The organism is Clostridium thailandense (genome assembly GCF_019207025.1).
Lineage (GTDB): Bacteria > Bacillota > Clostridia > Clostridiales > Clostridiaceae > Clostridium_AM > Clostridium_AM thailandense.
In genome coordinates this window covers 1-16,573 of the sequence record NZ_JAEEGC010000010.1, presented here as the reverse complement: position 1 = coordinate 16,573, position 16,573 = coordinate 1, and the positions used below count along the sequence as shown (strand labels likewise).

The 16,573-nt window shown below is 29.4% G+C and carries 11 protein-coding genes and 1 pseudogene; 10 read left to right on the top strand and 2 right to left on the bottom strand.

Annotation, left to right across the window (positions count from 1 at the left end; all coding sequences use genetic code 11):
* The first annotated feature begins 17 nt into the window (after positions 1 to 17).
* From glpK to I6U48_RS02655, 5 genes are all read left to right on the top strand, one after another.
* Positions 18 to 1,508, top strand: a complete 1,491-nt coding sequence (gene glpK / locus I6U48_RS02675; protein WP_218318857.1) for a glycerol kinase GlpK — start codon at positions 18 to 20, stop codon at positions 1,506 to 1,508.
* A gap of 170 nt (positions 1,509 to 1,678) precedes the next feature.
* Positions 1,679 to 2,260: a DJ-1 family glyoxalase III gene (locus I6U48_RS02670; RefSeq protein WP_218318856.1), complete on the top strand. Its 582-nt coding sequence runs from the start codon at positions 1,679 to 1,681 to the stop codon at positions 2,258 to 2,260.
* Positions 2,261 to 2,773: 513 nt separating this feature from the next.
* Positions 2,774 to 4,615, top strand: coding sequence for an APC family permease (locus I6U48_RS02665; protein WP_218318855.1), 1,842 nt, complete (start codon positions 2,774 to 2,776; stop codon positions 4,613 to 4,615).
* A gap of 528 nt (positions 4,616 to 5,143) precedes the next feature.
* Positions 5,144 to 6,370: a M16 family metallopeptidase gene (locus I6U48_RS02660; RefSeq protein WP_218318854.1), complete on the top strand. Its 1,227-nt coding sequence runs from the start codon at positions 5,144 to 5,146 to the stop codon at positions 6,368 to 6,370.
* 177 nt (positions 6,371 to 6,547) lie between these two features.
* Complete coding sequence (locus I6U48_RS02655) at positions 6,548 to 6,763, top strand: heavy-metal-associated domain-containing protein (protein WP_218318853.1); 216 nt, start codon at positions 6,548 to 6,550, stop codon at positions 6,761 to 6,763.
* A 6-nt stretch (positions 6,764 to 6,769) separates the two neighbouring features.
* On the opposite strand, the gene I6U48_RS02650 is transcribed toward I6U48_RS02655, so the two are convergent.
* The gene (locus I6U48_RS02650; RefSeq protein WP_218318852.1) at positions 6,770 to 7,525 is read right to left on the bottom strand and encodes a SagB/ThcOx family dehydrogenase; all 756 of its coding nucleotides are present in this window, start codon (positions 7,523 to 7,525) and stop codon (positions 6,770 to 6,772) included.
* Between the two features lie 109 nt (positions 7,526 to 7,634).
* Between I6U48_RS02650 and recJ the strand changes: the two genes are divergently transcribed.
* The 5 genes and pseudogenes from recJ to I6U48_RS30280 all read left to right on the top strand — a co-directional run bounded on the left by recJ (position 7,635) and on the right by I6U48_RS30280 (position 15,419).
* Positions 7,635 to 9,398, top strand: coding sequence for a single-stranded-DNA-specific exonuclease RecJ (gene recJ / locus I6U48_RS02645; RefSeq protein ID WP_218318871.1), 1,764 nt, complete (start codon positions 7,635 to 7,637; stop codon positions 9,396 to 9,398).
* A gap of 149 nt (positions 9,399 to 9,547) precedes the next feature.
* Positions 9,548 to 11,614, top strand: coding sequence for a PAS domain-containing sensor histidine kinase (locus tag I6U48_RS02640; protein ID WP_218318851.1), 2,067 nt, complete (start codon positions 9,548 to 9,550; stop codon positions 11,612 to 11,614).
* A 192-nt stretch (positions 11,615 to 11,806) separates the two neighbouring features.
* The gene (gene murG, locus I6U48_RS02635) at positions 11,807 to 12,856 is read left to right on the top strand and encodes an undecaprenyldiphospho-muramoylpentapeptide beta-N-acetylglucosaminyltransferase (RefSeq protein ID WP_376774518.1); all 1,050 of its coding nucleotides are present in this window, start codon (positions 11,807 to 11,809) and stop codon (positions 12,854 to 12,856) included.
* 191 nt (positions 12,857 to 13,047) lie between these two features.
* Positions 13,048 to 13,512: pseudogene (locus tag I6U48_RS02630) on the top strand (response regulator transcription factor); the annotation flags it as partial.
* 53 nt (positions 13,513 to 13,565) lie between these two features.
* On the top strand, positions 13,566 to 15,419 hold the full coding sequence (locus I6U48_RS30280) for a sensor histidine kinase (protein ID WP_312890864.1): 1,854 nt from the start codon (positions 13,566 to 13,568) through the stop codon (positions 15,417 to 15,419).
* Positions 15,420 to 15,551: 132 nt separating this feature from the next.
* Here I6U48_RS30280 and I6U48_RS02620 read toward each other — a convergent pair whose 3' ends face one another.
* Positions 15,552 to 15,725: a small, acid-soluble spore protein, alpha/beta type gene (locus I6U48_RS02620; RefSeq protein WP_218318849.1), complete on the bottom strand. Its 174-nt coding sequence runs from the start codon at positions 15,723 to 15,725 to the stop codon at positions 15,552 to 15,554.
* Positions 15,726 to 16,573: the final 848 nt, after the last annotated feature.

Below are 16,573 nucleotides of genomic sequence, written 5' to 3'. Positions count from 1 at the left end.
AAGGGAGGAAAAGTATTATGGCAAAGTATATAATGGCATTAGATCAAGGAACTACAAGCTCAAGGTGCATACTTTTTAATGAAAAAGGATTAATTGTAAGTGTGGCTCAAAAAGAGTTCAAGCAAATATATCCTGAAGCTGGTTGGGTTGAACATGATCCAATGGAAATATGGGCCACTCAGTTCAGTGTTGCTTCAGAAGCATTATTAAAGGCAAATATTCAAGCAACTGACATAGCAGCTATAGGTATTACAAATCAAAGAGAAACAACAGTTGTTTGGGATAGAAGAACTGGACTTCCAGTATACAATGCAATAGTATGGCAATGTAGAAGAACATCTAATTATTGTGATGAATTAAGAGCAAAAGGTTTTGATAAAGTTGTTAAGGAAAAAACAGGATTAGTCTTAGATGCATATTTCTCAGGAACAAAAGTAAAATGGATACTTGATAATGTACCAGGAGCAAGAAAAGAAGCTGAAGCTGGCAATTTAGTTTTTGGTAACATAGATACTTGGCTTATTTGGAATCTGACAAAAGGAAAGGTACATGTAACTGATTATACAAATGCATCGAGAACAATGCTTTATAATATACATGAATTAAAATGGGATAAGGAATTATTAGCTGAGCTTGATATACCAGAATCAATGCTTCCAGAAGTAAAACCATCAAGCTGTGTATATGGTGAAAGTGATGCGGCATTATTTGGTTCTCCAATTCCAATTGCAGGAGATGCAGGAGATCAGCAAGCAGCATTATTTGGACAAACTTGTTTTAAAGAAGGTACAGCTAAAAATACTTATGGAACAGGCTGCTTCTTACTTATGAACACAGGAGAAAAAGCAGTTGAATCTAAAAATGGACTTTTAACAACTATAGCTGTTGGTATAGATGGAAAAGTAGAATATGCTCTTGAAGGAAGTATATTTATAGGTGGAGCTTCAATACAATGGCTTAGAGATGAGCTTAGAATGATAAAATCCGCTCCAGAATCAGAAAAATATTGTACTTCTGTAGAAGATACAAATGGAGTTTATATGGTACCAGCATTTGTTGGACTTGGTGCTCCATATTGGGATCAATATGCAAGAGGAACTATTGTTGGTTTAACAAGAGGAACAAAGAAAGAACACTTTATAAGAGCTACAGTAGAATCTCTAGCATACCAAACATATGATGTATTAAAGGCTATGCAGGAAGATTCAGGAATAGAGCTTAAAGCTTTAAAAGTAGATGGAGGAGCATGTGCTAATAACTTCTTAATGCAATTCCAATCTGACATATTAGATGTTCAGGTTGATAGACCAGAAGTTATAGAAACTACTGCTCTAGGAGCAGCATATCTTGCTGGTATTGCAGTAGGCTACTGGAAGGACAGAGATGATGTAGCTAAAAATTGGGCTATATCCAAGAACTTTGAAGCTAATATGACTGAAGAAAGAAGATCAGAATTATTAAAAGGCTGGCATGAAGCAGTAAATAGATCTTTGGGATGGGCTAAGTAGTAATACTGAGGTTGACTTATCTGTAATAATAAATTACAGATAAGTCAACTTTTTTTATAAATATTTTTAGAGGACGATGTGGCAATATATAGTGGAGTAAAAGTTAGTTTTTGGAGTTTATTAATGGTATAATAGAAAATAATAATTTGAGAAGGAAAGGTGGTTAACTTATGAAAAAGGCAATAGTTTTACTTGCTAAAGGCTTTGAGGAAGTTGAAGCTCTAGCAGTAGTTGATGTATTAAGAAGAGGGGGTGTACACTGCATTACTTGTTCTATAAATGGAGAAGAAGAGATATTGGGTTCCCATAGTATTCATGTAAAAGCAAATAACTTATTAGAAAAGACTGATATAGATAAATATGATGCATTAATTATTCCAGGTGGAATGCCTGGAGCTGCAAGTTTAAGAGATAGCAAAAAAGTAATTGAACTTGTTAAGAAATTTAACAATGAGAAGAAATTATTAGCGGCTATTTGTGCGGGACCTATTGTCTTAGCTAAGGCAGATATAATAAGTGGAAAAAGAATTACATGCTATCCAGGCTTTGAAAATGAATTAGGTGAAATAACATATTGTGAAGATATAGTGGTTCAAGATGATAATATTATTACAAGTCGAGGACCTGCCACAGCCTTATACTTTGGTTTTAAGATATTAGAAAATCTTGCAGATAAAGAAACAGTTGAAAATTTAAAAGAAGCTATGATGGTAAAATTTGTAGAGGAGAAGTTTCAGGGAGAGATAAGTTAGTAAGAGTATAAAGCGCAAGTTATTCTTAAGTTTTATATAAACTAAATTTATTAAAAATCATTATCTAAACACTAAGTTAACAAAGTACAAAATTTTAGAAAACATGAATTTATAAATATAAAAGGATTTATATTTATAAATTCATTACTATATAGGCCAACAGGTATACATGGAATCCTCTAGATAAACATAGACATTTGAATAAATTATCAAAGGGTATTGTATTTGAGAAGATATCTAAGCAATATAATGACATGTTTATTTGATAAAAATGCATTTTAAAAAATATTAACAATATTTCGATAATTTTTAAAATGCTTACTATTAATCTATACGAAGAATCTTAAAGAAAAACCAGTGAAAAATAAATTTTATATAAAAAAAACGGTTATTATTAGAGAAAATTAGCGAAAAACATAAGGATACAAAACTATGATAAAATCATTAGATAATATATAATCATTGCATGCCTATAGAATTTATAAAAAATTTACTTTTTGAGGTGTGGAAAGAATGGAAATTAAATTAGGAAGATTACTTATAGGTAGAACACTTAAAACAGATGAACTAAAAGATGAAAAGTTTAATGTTTTTTGGGGACTACCTATTTTATCTAGTGATCCTATATCGTCAGTGGCATATGCTGGAGAAGAAATATTATTGGTACTTGTTTCAGTGTTAGGAATAATGTCATACAAGTACATGTTCTATGCATCATTATGTATAGTATTTCTAATGTGTTTGTTGGTGTTTTCTTACAGGCAAACAATTGATAACTATCCTAATGGTGGAGGTGCCTATATAGTTGCGAAGGACAATCTAGGAACTATACCAGGTCTTACAGCAGGAGCATCACTTACTATAGATTATATTTTGACCGTTGCAGTAAGTACTAGTGCGGGAACAGCAGCAATAACATCAGCATTTCCGTCATTGTTACCACATAAGATTTCAATAACATTAGCAATGATACTTCTATTAACTATTGGAAATCTTAGAGGAATAAGAGAATCATCAAAGATATTTGGTATTCCTACTTACTTTTTTGTAATTTCTGTATTAGCTATGATAGTAGTTGGTATTGTTAAAGTAGATATATTTGGATATATGCCTAAACCACTGTATGAAATCCCAAAAGCTACTGGAGATATAACTATACTTTTATTTCTTAGAGCTTTTGCATCAGGATGTACAGCTTTAACGGGTATAGAGGCAGTTAGTAATGGTATTCCAAGTTTTAAGGATCCAGCACAAAAAAATGCAAAGAAAGTTTTAGGCTTGCTTGCTTTTGTAGTTCTAGTTATTTTTGGTGGACTATCATATTTAGCAACTTTATATCATGCAGTACCTAATCCAGATCAAACAGTAATATCTCAAATAGCTATTCAAGTTTTTGGACAAGGCGCTGTTATGTACTACGTAATTCAGGCTACTACAGCAATCATATTAATTATGGCGGCTAATACTGCTTTTGCAGGTTTACCATTGCTTCTAGCACTTATGGCTAAGGATGGATTTATGCCAAGACAATTTACAAAGAGAGGTAAGAGATTAGGATTTTCAAATGGAATCATAGTTCTAGCTATTATGGCTTCTGTTTTAGTCATATTATTTAGAGGAGAAACTCATCTTTTATTACCCTTGTACGCTGTTGGTGTATTTATATCATTTACATTATCTCAAACAGGTATGTTGACAAGATGGTTTAAGATAAAAGAGAAGGGATGGAGGCACAAAGCATTTATCAATGGATTGGGCGCTTTAGTAACGTTTGTAACTGTTATAATAATAGGTATAACTAAATTTATACATGGTGCGTGGATAGTATGTATATTGATGCCAGTAATTGTTATAACTATGATGAAGATAAAACATCATTATGGACTAGTTGCAGAGCAATTAAAATTAGATATACATGAAAAACCAAAATGTATAGATTTTTCAGAACAAAAAAGATACGTTATAATTCCTATAGATACTTTAAATAAATCATTTTTAAAAGCATTGAATTATGCCAGAACTATATCAGATAATATAATAATTTTTCATGTATCTGTTGATGATGTAGCTACTGCTAAACTCATAAAGAAATGGGAGGAATACGGTTTAGGTATTCCAATAGTGGTAAAGAAATCACCTTACAGAAACATTGTAGGTCCATTAGTTAAATTCATTGAGTCAGAGGAATATGCAGCAGGTCCTATGGATACGGTAACTGTGGTAATGCCACAATTTGTAGTTGCCAAATGGTGGGGAAATATACTTCATAATCAGACATCTTTATTTATTAAGACAATGCTTTTAAGAAGAAGAAATATAGCTATGGTAACTATACCATATATAATTGAAGAATAAATTGTAAGGGTCAAAGGCCGAAAGTTAGCTTACACTCCAGAATATGTTCCCAAGCTTCGGCACGATAAAAACTTTTAATCATTCCAAAGCTTAATATTTTGAAAATCTAAGGATCTCTGATAAACTCGTACCTCAAACATATCAGAGATCCTAAGATTTTCTAAAATATTAAGCTAAGAATGATAGAAAAGTTTTTATATGTGCTTTCAGCTTTGGAAACATATTCCTGCGTATAAGTTAACTTTCTGGTTTGGTTTCCCTGTACAAGATCCACTACATTATAATAGCTTTTTATTTCGCTAGGACTTTTCATTGGAGAAAGTTTGATATTTGTAACAAATTAGTACAGTAAAAAACACTTTTTAAAAGTTATATAGATCTAGACAATGAGAGTTTTTATGCTCTCTTTATTTTATTATCAGAAAAAAGTATAATTTTAGTTAGATGATTGTATATAAAACATTAATACTCCGCAGGATAAGTTCGCTTTCGGCGGTACTTCTCTGGAAAACTAAAGGAGAGATAACTATGAAAAAGTACATATTAGAGAATGGAATGAAGTTGATATATGAATATAGACCAGCGGAAATAACTTCTTTTTGTATTGGTTTTAATGCTGGTGCAATAGAAGAAGGAAGAGAATTTAAATTAGGAACTGCTCATGCTGTAGAACATATGGTGTCAAAGGAAACTAAAAATAGAACTGAAAAAGAAATAAATGAGCTCTGTGATGAGGTATTTGGATTTGAGAATGCTATGACAAATTTTCCTTATGTAATATACTATGGAACGTCTCTTTCACAGGATTTTTCAAAAGCAATAGAATTATATTCTGATATAGTTTTAAATCCTACATTCCCGGAAAAAGGATTTAGGGAGGAAATGAATATTATATTGGAAGAGCTTAAGGAATGGAAGGATGATATATATCAATATTGTGAAGATAGTTTACTATACAATGCTTTTAGTGAAAAAAGAATTAAGAATTTAATAATTGGCACTGAAGAAAGCGTAAACTCACTTACACTTAAAGAATTAAGAAAATTTTATAATAAATATTATGCTCCTCAAAATTGTGTTATAAGTGCCTGTTCGTCATTAACTTTTGAGGATATATTAAAAAATATAGAAAAGTATTTTGGAAATTGGAATAAAAGTTTCTGTGGCATTGAAATGGAGAAAAAGGAAGTCAATAAAGCTGGAATATTTATGGAGAAGATAACAAATATAAAGGGAGCGAAAATACAATATCTTTTTAATATTGATAATTTAAATGAAGAGGAACTAAAGGCGCTAAATGTATTTAATACATCTTTTGGAGAGGGAACTAGCAGTGTTTTATTTGATGAAATAAGAACCAAAAGAGGTCTTGCTTATGATGTTGGAAGTCTTGTTAAGCAGGAAAGAGGTATGAAGTTTTTTACTATAAATATAGCTACTTCTAATAAAAATGTTGATGAGGTTCTAAGAATAGTTGATGATAGTATATTTAAAGTTAAAAATAAACTAGGATATTTTGATGAGAAAAAGATAAATTCCTTAGTTAGAAATATGAGACTTAAGAGGGAGTTAAAGCTTGAAAAATCAATTCAGCTTTGTAAGGAATTAACTACTTATGAATTAATGTTTAACTCTTCAGAAAGAGTATATAGTGAAGTTGAGAACTTGAAGTATATTAATGAAAAAAAAGTATTGGAGGTTTTAAACAGAGTATTACAACAGCCGAGTATACAAATTTTACGTCCTAAAATTTGAATATATTGATCAAAAATGATAATTATTTTACATAATGTAAAATAATAGGCGAAAAATAATTGAATATTTAGAGTATTTAGTTATATAATATGGTAAAGTGGGTAAAATATTGTTGAATGTATTTTATTATGTAATATTTAAAGTGATTTCAATCTATAAGAATAGGAGTTGGTGTACATGAGAAGAATACTTACAGTAGAAGGTATAAGCTGTAAAAATTGTGAAAAACATATTCACAATGCTTTAATGGAATTACCAGGAGTGAAATCAGTAGCAGTAGATATTAGAACTAAAACGGCATTTTTGGAAAGTAATCTAAATTTAGGAAACGATAAAATAAAAGAAGCAGTAGATGGTGCTGGATATAAATTGATTGAAATAGAAAAGGTATAGTGTGAGCTATACCTTTTCTATTTTTCCTACAGCAGCTAGATATACTGTAAATTCGTCTTCGCCATCTATATTTAAAAGTTCATCTGTTTTATTTTGATCATAAGCAGCTATTGCACAGACACCAGCATTTATTGATTCAGCTGATAGATATAAGTTTTCACATACATGACCAGCATCTAAAGCTATAAGTTTAGGAGCAGCATTGTCATAACGCCATTCTGTTCTGTACGGTATTGCTGTCCATAGAAAAGTCACTGCTGCTTTTCCTATAAAACGCTGATTGAAAGTAGCAAGGTTAAGTTTGCTGTTAAGGCTGTCATCAGAATCAATAAGTAAAAGCTTATGTTCAAGAGGAAGATACCTATATATACCTTGCTCTAGTCCATCAACATTTAAAATGGCTAGATAGGTTTCGAAAGGATGTCTAGCGCCAGCCGATGGTACAGTTCTAAGAGTAGCATATCCTTTGTTTACTATTTTCTTTACTCCTTGAACACTCCAAAGTAAGAATGAAAGTTCTTCTAAAGACAAAGGTTCATTTGAGAAAAATCTTCTTGTTTTTCTGTTCTTTAATGCATCTAAAATGCTCAACTGCCCGCAATTAAAGTTTTCTACAGGAATTAGATCAACTAAAATTGATGAAGGTGAACAACTTTTTTGAACGGGGGGTTGAGGCATTTCCTTTTCTTGATCTGTTTGAATATTATTCAAATCTTTAAACGCATTAGCCTTCAAAAAATTTTTTGATGTTTCTTTTGTCATGAAAATCATCCACCTTTCTTTTTTATAATACATTAATATTATAACATATTAATTTCCATGGTATAATAGAAAAAGAAAAGAGGTGGTATATTTGAAAGAACGTAAATGGATGTTAAGACGAAGTAAGGTTGACATCAAAAAGCTTTCAAAAAATACTAATGTGGGTGATATAATAGCTTCTATACTAGTAAATAGAAATATAAACACAGAAAAAGATATAGAGAAGTTTATGAATCCTAATATAGAATATTTACATAACCCATTGCTGATGAAAGATATGAATAAAGGTACAAATTTAATTATAGATTCTATAAAACAAGAAAGAAGTATTGTGGTCTATGGAGATTATGATGCTGATGGAATAATAAGTACATATATATTATACTCAGCATTATTAAGATGTGGAGCTAATGTAAAATATCATATACCAGATAGAGTTACAGAAGGATATGGTATAAATAGTGAAAGCTTAAGGCAGTTAAAAGAAGAGGGTTATGAAGTGGTAATAACCTGTGATAACGGTATTTCTGCTATTGATCAAATTAAGTTTGCAAAGGAACTTGGAATGACTGTTATAGTCACAGATCATCATGATATACCCTTTGTAGAATTTGAAGATGGAAGTAGACAATTTGTAGTACCAGAGGCTGATGCAGTGATAAATCCGAAACAAAAGGGATGTGAATACCCTTTCAAATCTTTATGTGGAGCTGGAGTTGCATTTAAATTTTCACAAGTGCTTTATGAAAAAATGGGCATCTGCAAAGAAGAAGCTTATGATTTTATGCAGTATGCTGCTATAGGAACTATATGTGATGTTGTGGATTTAATTGATGAAAATAGGATAATTGCTAAAAATGGTTTGAAGATGATAAATGAAACTAAAAACATTGGCATAAAAGCATTAATAAAAGAGACTTCACTGGAAGGTAAAAAAATAAATTCTTACCACATAGGATTTGTTTTAGGACCTTGTATTAATGCTACAGGAAGATTAGATAGTGCTGTATTAGCTTTGAAACTTCTGTTAGCCGAAAAAGAAGAAGAAGCATCAAAGCTTGCATCAAAGCTTCATGCTTTAAATACAGAAAGACAAAATATGACTATAGAAAGTGTAAATGAAATAATAGAAATAATAGAAAATTCCAGTATGAAAGATGATAAGGTTTTAGTAGTTTATAAGCCAGATGTACATGAAAGTATAGCAGGAATAGTTGCGGGGAGACTTAAAGAGCGGTATAATGTGCCATCTATAGTACTAACACAGGGAGAAAAGACTCCAAAGGGTTCAGGAAGATCTATAGAAGAGTACAATATGTTTGAGGAACTTATAAAATGCAAAGGTCTAATGGAGAAATTTGGAGGACATCCTTTGGCAGCAGGGCTATCTATAAAGGAAGAGAATATTGATAAATTAAGAGAGCTATTAAATAACAATTGTACTCTTAGTGATGAAGATGTGATACCTAAAATAAGGATAGATAAACAGTTGAAATTGAAGGAAATAACTTTTGCTTTGATTAATGATATAGAAAAACTTGAACCCTTTGGGAAAGGAAACTCTGCTCCTGTATTTGCCGAAAAAAATATTAGTGTATTTAGAGCATACTTAATAGGAAAGGAAAAAAATATATTAAAATTATACTGCAGGCCTGAGGGGGGCTTTGAAAAATTTGATGCTATATGTTTTGATGGGGGAGATAAATTTGTAAGCATGGTAAGAGATGCTTATGGAGAGGAAAGGGCTATGGATATTTTAAATAACAAGCCATCTAATTTAAAAATGGATTTAATATTTTCTCCATCAATCAACGAATATAATGGAAATATAAGTTTACAATTAGTTGTAAAAGATTTTAGATTGTCAAAATAGTAGAATAAATGGGGTGAATAATAGACTAATTTAATGAGCTTCTCTACAACTTAATTTAAAAATTCATAAAAACTAGAAGGAATTTTTAGGTTTATCATAGAAAACAATAAGATGGATTAAGTGTAATTTTTTAGAGGAGAAGGTTTTTAATGGAGAACTTTATTAACGGTATATTTAAAACTAATAATTTTACGGAAAACATAATAGAAGCCTTACCAAATCGTATATATATAACTGATAGCAAAGGTGACATAATTTACGTTAATAAAAAAGGCAAGGATGAGTTAATGAAACTTGGTTTTGGAGATTTAAAAAATGCTTATGAACTTTTTTATGATTATGATGTGTTTTTAGAGAATAAAAATAGTATGTCATTGAATGATTTTCCAGTATATAGAACATTAAAGAACAAAGAAAAAATTAGAAATGTAAAATTAGAATATAAACTTGAAGAAAAAAATCTATATGTCTCAATCTCAAGTTTTCCTGTAATTGAAGAAAATAAAATTATCGGTTCTATAATGGACTTGGAAGATATAACAGAAAACTATTTAAAGGAATTAAAAATAAAAAATGAGAGAGAGAAATTTCTGGAATTGTCCACAGAGCTAAAAACAAAATGTGATATTATAGAAATATTAAGAAATAGAGAAAAAGAACATCTTATGCATTTGAAAGATGTAATTAACAATATATCAGAAGGAATAATGGTTTTAGATTCAAATGAAAAATTAAGTTTATGTAATAAGGCTGTTTTTAATATCTTAAGTTTAAATGCTATAGAACTAGTAAATCCAAAGAAGTTTTTGGAAAGGTATGAAACCACTATACTTGAAGATGAAACACAAGATATAGCAAGCATGTATTATATTTATGTAAAAAGCAAAAAACCTGCTAAGAATTTAATAGTTAAGCTTAGAGAGAAAAACACTTCTCAAATAAAATATTTAGAGTTAAATACTGCGCCCATCATAAATAAGAATGAAGAACTAGTTTATACTATATTGACAATTAAGGACGTTACAGAAACTAAACTTCATCAAATAAATGCAGAGGAACAGGCGGAGTTTATAAAAGATGTTGTAAATACTATTGAAGTTCCAATAGCAGTAGTCGATTATCCGGGGATAACATATAGGCTTAATAATAAAAAATATGATGAAATTATTAGATATGGTGATGTTGAACTAATAAAGGATTCTAAGGATAAAAACTTGATTAAATATATAAATCATGATCTATATAAAATATTAGTGAATGTAGGTGAAAAATTTAAGGCTTATACAATAAGTCCTTACAGAGTAAAATCTCCTACAGGTGAAGATAGATTTTATAAGATAAAATTTATACCTTGCAGAAATAAAGATAATGTTACGAGAATACACATTCATGGATCAGATATTACAGAAGAAGTAAATAGAAACATTGAACTTGAAAAATTAACAAAACTAAAAGATGAAACCTTTACTATAATTTCCCATGAATTGAGAACGCCTTTAACTATAATGTATTCCTCCCTGCAGCTTGCCTATGATGTATATAGTAAAGAAATAACCCCTAATATTGGTAAAACCCTTGGAAGAATAGATCAAAACTGCAGTAGATTACTAAAGTTAATTAATAATGTACTCGATATATCAAAGGCTGAAGCAGGTTTTTTAACTCTGAATAATACAGGGTTTGATATTGTATATATAAGTGAAACTATAGTGAATTCTGCTAACTCATATGCTATAAGCAAAGGAATAGAATTAATATTTGATACTGATGAAGAAGAATATAATGTAAGGCTTGATAAGGACAAATATGAAAAGATTTTACTTAATTTGCTATCTAACGCAGTTAAATTTACTCCAGAGGGAAAACAAATCATTGTCTCACTGAAGATGGAAAAGGATAACTTTTATTTGAGCGTAAAAGATTTTGGTGTTGGGATACCGGAGGATAAAATAGATTTAATTTTTGATAGATTTGCACAGGTAAATAGCTCTTTATCTAGAAGAGCTGAAGGAACTGGAATAGGACTTGCTCTTGTGAAAAAGTTTGTAGAACTTATGGGTGCAGAAATAAAGGTAACAAGTGAAGTTGGAAAAGGAACAGAATTTATTGTAAAGTTTAAGAAAATAAGTGCTGAGACTAATGTTTTAAATAACTATGCTATTCTTACGGCAAATTTGGATGACAAAATAAATATAGAGTTTTCAGATATAAATTAAGATACGAACCGAAGAAGGGGCTGTCGCACTTAGATAAGCACGGCAGCCCCTTCTAGTTTCATTCTCTATAATTAAGTTATCTAAGAGCGATAATCTTTTTTTGTTTGTTTAAATTGCAAAAATATAGTATTATATAAAATGGAAATAAATCATTAAAATGATTAGGGGGAAAGGTTCTTGAAAAAAATAATAATGACTGGCGGAGGATCAGCAGGACATGTTACTCCAAATCTTGCACTTGTTCCAAAGTTAAAAGAACTAGGATATGAAATAGAATATATAGGAACCCAAGATGGTATAGAAAGAAAAATAATTGGAGAAGAAGGTATAAAGTATCACTCAATATCTAGCGGGAAATTGAGACGATATTTTGATATAAAAAACTTTACTGACCCTTTTAAGGTGTTGAAAGGAATACTACAATCAATTTTAATAATGAAAAAAGTAAAACCCAATATAGTTTTTTCAAAAGGAGGCTTTGTTGCAGTTCCTGTAGTTATAGCAGCACATATAAATAAGATTCCTGTAATTGCACATGAATCGGACATGACACCAGGGCTTGCAAACAGGCTTTCAGCTCCATATTGCACAAAGGTTTGTGTTACTTTTCCAGAGTCTGTGAAAAATATAAAGGATAACAAAGGGGTGTTAACTGGGACTCCTATAAGAGAAGAATTGCTAAATGGAAGTAGAATACTTGGAAGGAAAATATGTGGATTTGAGGATAAAAAACCAGTGTTACTCATAATAGGAGGAAGTCTTGGATCAAAATTTATCAATGATACTGTAAGATTAGTTATAGAGAAGTTGTTACAAAACTATAATGTTGTTCATATATGTGGAAAAGGAAATATAGATGAAAGTTTGAAAAATAGCAAAGGATATAAACAGTTTGAGTACATAAGTGAAGAACTGCCTCATATAATGAATACAGCAGATATAGTTATATCTAGGGCTGGAGCTAATGTTATATTTGAGCTTTTAGCCTTAAGAAAACCTAATATTTTAATACCGCTATCAAAAAAATCCAGTAGAGGAGATCAAATTTTAAATGCAGCTTCCTTTGAAAAAAGTGGGTATAGTGTAGTAATTCAAGAGGAAGAATTGAATAAAAAAATACTCCTAGAAAAGTTAGAAGGGCTTTATAAAAGCAAGGATAAGTTTGTAAGTAATATGACTTCTAGTTCGATAAAAAATGGAGTAAGTAATATAATTAAACTCATTGAAGAATATGCTTTGTAGAGATATATCACAGAAGAGGCTTGTCACACTTAAGTGTGGCAAGCCTCTTCTGTGATATATCTAATGTTTTGTTAAGAAATTTGTAAGATTTTTGATAAGTTATTTGTAAAAAATACATTATATAATTAGAATGTAGCTTAAGTAAGGAGGTATAAAGATGGTATAATTTATGAAAGAAGGGGTGAAAAAGTGTGGTTGATTATAAGGTTTTAGTAGTAGATGATGAGGAGGAAATAATCGAAGCAATAGAAATCTATCTAAAAAACGAAGGAATAAGGGTATTTAGGGCAAAGGATGGAATAGATGCTTTGATGATTTTAAAAGAAGAGGAAATTCATTTAATAGTAATGGACATAATGATGCCCAAAATGGATGGTATTAAGGCTACGATTAAAATTAGAGAAAATAGAAATATTCCTATAATAATGCTTTCAGCTAAATCTGAGGATATAGATAAAATATTAGGGCTTAATGTAGGAGCGGATGATTATATTACAAAGCCTTTTAATGTTCTAGAATTGGTGGCGAGAGTTAAGTCACAACTTAGACGGTATATAAATTTAGGTAACTACAAGGAAAGCAGTAGTAAAATTTTTGTTAAAGGTCTTGTTCTAGATAAAAAGACTAAGATGGTTACTGTAGATGGAGAAGAAGTGGACTAAAAGAATTTTATGAAAATGAGTTGAAAGAAGGTCAAAAGAAAGTTCAAGTGAAATACAAGAAATGGATAGATGCAGCAGAACTAGATTCAAATGCAATTGAAGTTAGCAAGTTAGTAGATGAAAAAAATAAAAGTCTTGAAGCTTTAAAAAGGGAAAACACTAAAACAAATGAAGAATTGAAAAAAGAGGTTTCAACAAGATTTGATAAGGATTATGAAGCTGTAAAAAAAAGTGTACAAGAAAGAAAGGATATAAAATATTATATTGAAGATGTAAGAAATAAGGCAATATACTCCAATGTAGAAGATAAAACTAGTATAGATACTTATATACAAAATAAGTCACTTTACAGCATAAGATTTCCACTAGAATACATTGAGAAAGATAAATTTATGGGAGCAAATAACATATTTAAAAGTAATGGATGGAAAGGATATATTATTATTCCAAGAGAATTAGACTCCAGCAGCTATATATTTAACAATTATCAATACTACAATTCAGTTAGAAGCAGAGTTATTAAAGAAGGAATAATAGGAATTGTTTCTTTATTAATAGGTATGTTTATATTAGTAGGTATAAAAAAGGATGTAAATTTATCAATACCGTATGAAGAAAAAATGAAAAGTTTATATTTGAAATTACCTATGGATTTAAGAGCGCTTATATTTGTGGTGGCTTCATTTATAATATTAGAATATTTTATAAACTTAAGTTTTTTTTATAAGCCTTTAGGAATTGATCACTTTATTAAGATAAGTATACTAAGTGTATATTTAGCATTTCTGATATTGAATATGAAGAAGGTCTTAAAACTTATCAAAAATAAAGAAAAACTTTCAAAAGAATGGGAAGAAAGCTCAATAAACAGGTTATCTCGGATTACTAAAGGCAGCATTGTAGATATAAATATTAAGCTTAAAATAGTATTAATTACTATTTTTACAATTATGCTTGCATTATTCACAATTATAGTAATTGTAGTTATGGGCCATAATTTATTACTAGGAGCTGCAATATCAATAGGTTATATAATTTTAGTTTTACACTATATATTTAAAAAAGCGAATTATTTAAATGAAATATTAAAGGGAACTGAAGAAATAGTTTTAGGAAATTTGGAATATGCTATAAAAGAAAAAGACGGAGGTCCTCTGTTTAAGATAGCTCATAATATTAATAACATGAAAATAGGCTATAAGAAATCACTTGAAAGCCAGATAAAAAGTGAAAGACTTAAAACTGAACTTATAACAAATGTATCACATGATTTAAAAACACCTCTGACATCCATAATAAATTATATAAGCTTATTAAAAAAAGAAGACTTGTCAGAAGAAGAGGTTAGAGGATATCTTGGTGTTTTAGATAGAAAGGCTGAAAGATTGAAAGTGCTTATAGAAGATCTGTTTGAAACAGCTAAGATGTCAAGTGGTTCCGTTGAACTGAATATTGAGAAAGTAGATGTTGCAGCTTTATTAAAGCAAGCGATAGCGGAATTAGATGAAAAAATAAAAAAATCTTCACTTATATTTAAATTTAAGTGTGACAAGAAAAATATTTATGTAAACTTAGATGGAAAAAAAACCTGGAGAGTATTTGAAAATTTAATAAATAATATTATAAAATATTCTCAGCCTAAAACTAGAGTTTATATTGATTTGAAAGAAGAAGAAAATAAAATATTAATTGTTATGAAAAATATTTCTTCTTATGAAATGGATTTTGATGCGGAAGAAATTTTTGAAAGGTTTAAAAGGGGAGATAAATCTAGAAATACAGAAGGATCAGGTTTAGGACTTGCAATTGCAAACAGTATTGTGCAGCTTCAAGGTGGGAGATTGAATATCGAAATTGATGGAGACTTATTTAAGGCTATTGTACAGTTTAATAAGCTTTAAAACCATAGATACTAATATCAGACACTTAATTTATATTATAATAATTAATGAAAATTTTAAAATATATAAGTATATTTCTAAAAGACAATTGACAGTAAAGGTTATTTTTCTTCCTTATGTCAGAAAAATAATTTATTTTCCAAGTAAGCTTAATTCGTATTCTTCTACCATTCTTTTCACGAAAGATGTATTTTCCTTAGAAGTTAGATTTTCAGTATAAGCACTGTTACTAGTATTAATCTGCATGGCAGTATCAACTTTTGTCTTATTTAATCCATCTTTAGCTTCATATATATTTATTTTCATGGCTTATCACTCCTTAATATGCAATTTTTAAATTATAATATTTTAATTTGAGCTTCAACTTAGAAAAAATTTTATATTATTAAATCTACGTTTTTACATTTAATAATAGTTTGCTTACCTAATATATAAATTATGTTAGAATAATTTTTCTGAAATATAAAATGGTGTAAGTAGATATTAATTGGCAAATTTGTTAGAGCAGCTGCATTTCTAACTTAAAAAAATTAAGAGTTAAGGGCTATAAAAAAATCTAAAAGAAAAAATATGAAGAAATGTGCGATTTGTTGTTAAAAAAGTATTAATATAAAAAAATAAAAGGAATATAGGGCATATGTGTAGAATATATACAGTCATAAGAAAACAAAAACCATATGATTGCAAGAAAAAGTTGAATTTTCTAAAAATTTTTAATTGAAACTTACTTTTTTAAGAAACAAACATGAATATATGAATGAAATTTATAAAATTTGAAGCAATTTATGGGTTATTTAATGCTCATATAGATAGATAAAATTAAATTACTTGGAAAATAACTTGCAAAATAATATGATTTGGTGTAAATTTAAAAAGTAAGGAATTGCTAATAAGTTATTTCTAAATTTAGAAATATATACTTTTATTAGTTAGAAGGACTGGCCAGTCTATTTATAGCGCAGTGGTATGACCAGTCTTGAAAGATATTATCATTGAGGTAGCATATCTAAATATGTCTATAATGGTTAAGCAGAATATTGCTTAATCTTAAAATTTATAGAGAAATAATAGAGAAGGAAGGGAAATTTTCTATGAGAAAAATGAAGACAATGGATGGAAATACAGCTGCAGCTCATATTTCATATGCGTTTATT

What these genes read in the sequence shown, in the direction of transcription:
- glpK (WP_218318857.1), top strand. Translation starts at nt 18, where the DNA reads ATGGCAAAGTATATAATGGCATTAGATCAAGGAACTACAAGCTCAAGG.
- I6U48_RS02670 (WP_218318856.1), top strand. Translation starts at nt 1,679, where the DNA reads ATGAAAAAGGCAATAGTTTTACTTGCTAAAGGCTTTGAGGAAGTTGAA.
- I6U48_RS02665 (WP_218318855.1), top strand. Translation starts at nt 2,774, where the DNA reads ATGGAAATTAAATTAGGAAGATTACTTATAGGTAGAACACTTAAAACA.
- I6U48_RS02660 (WP_218318854.1), top strand. Translation starts at nt 5,144, where the DNA reads ATGAAAAAGTACATATTAGAGAATGGAATGAAGTTGATATATGAATAT.
- I6U48_RS02655 (WP_218318853.1), top strand. Translation starts at nt 6,548, where the DNA reads ATGAGAAGAATACTTACAGTAGAAGGTATAAGCTGTAAAAATTGTGAA.
- I6U48_RS02650 (WP_218318852.1), bottom strand. Translation starts at nt 7,525, where the DNA reads ATGACAAAAGAAACATCAAAAAATTTTTTGAAGGCTAATGCGTTTAAA.
- recJ (WP_218318871.1), top strand. Translation starts at nt 7,635, where the DNA reads ATGTTAAGACGAAGTAAGGTTGACATCAAAAAGCTTTCAAAAAATACT.
- I6U48_RS02640 (WP_218318851.1), top strand. Translation starts at nt 9,548, where the DNA reads ATGGAGAACTTTATTAACGGTATATTTAAAACTAATAATTTTACGGAA.
- murG (WP_376774518.1), top strand. Translation starts at nt 11,807, where the DNA reads ATGACTGGCGGAGGATCAGCAGGACATGTTACTCCAAATCTTGCACTT.
- I6U48_RS02620 (WP_218318849.1), bottom strand. Translation starts at nt 15,725, where the DNA reads ATGAAAATAAATATATATGAAGCTAAAGATGGATTAAATAAGACAAAA.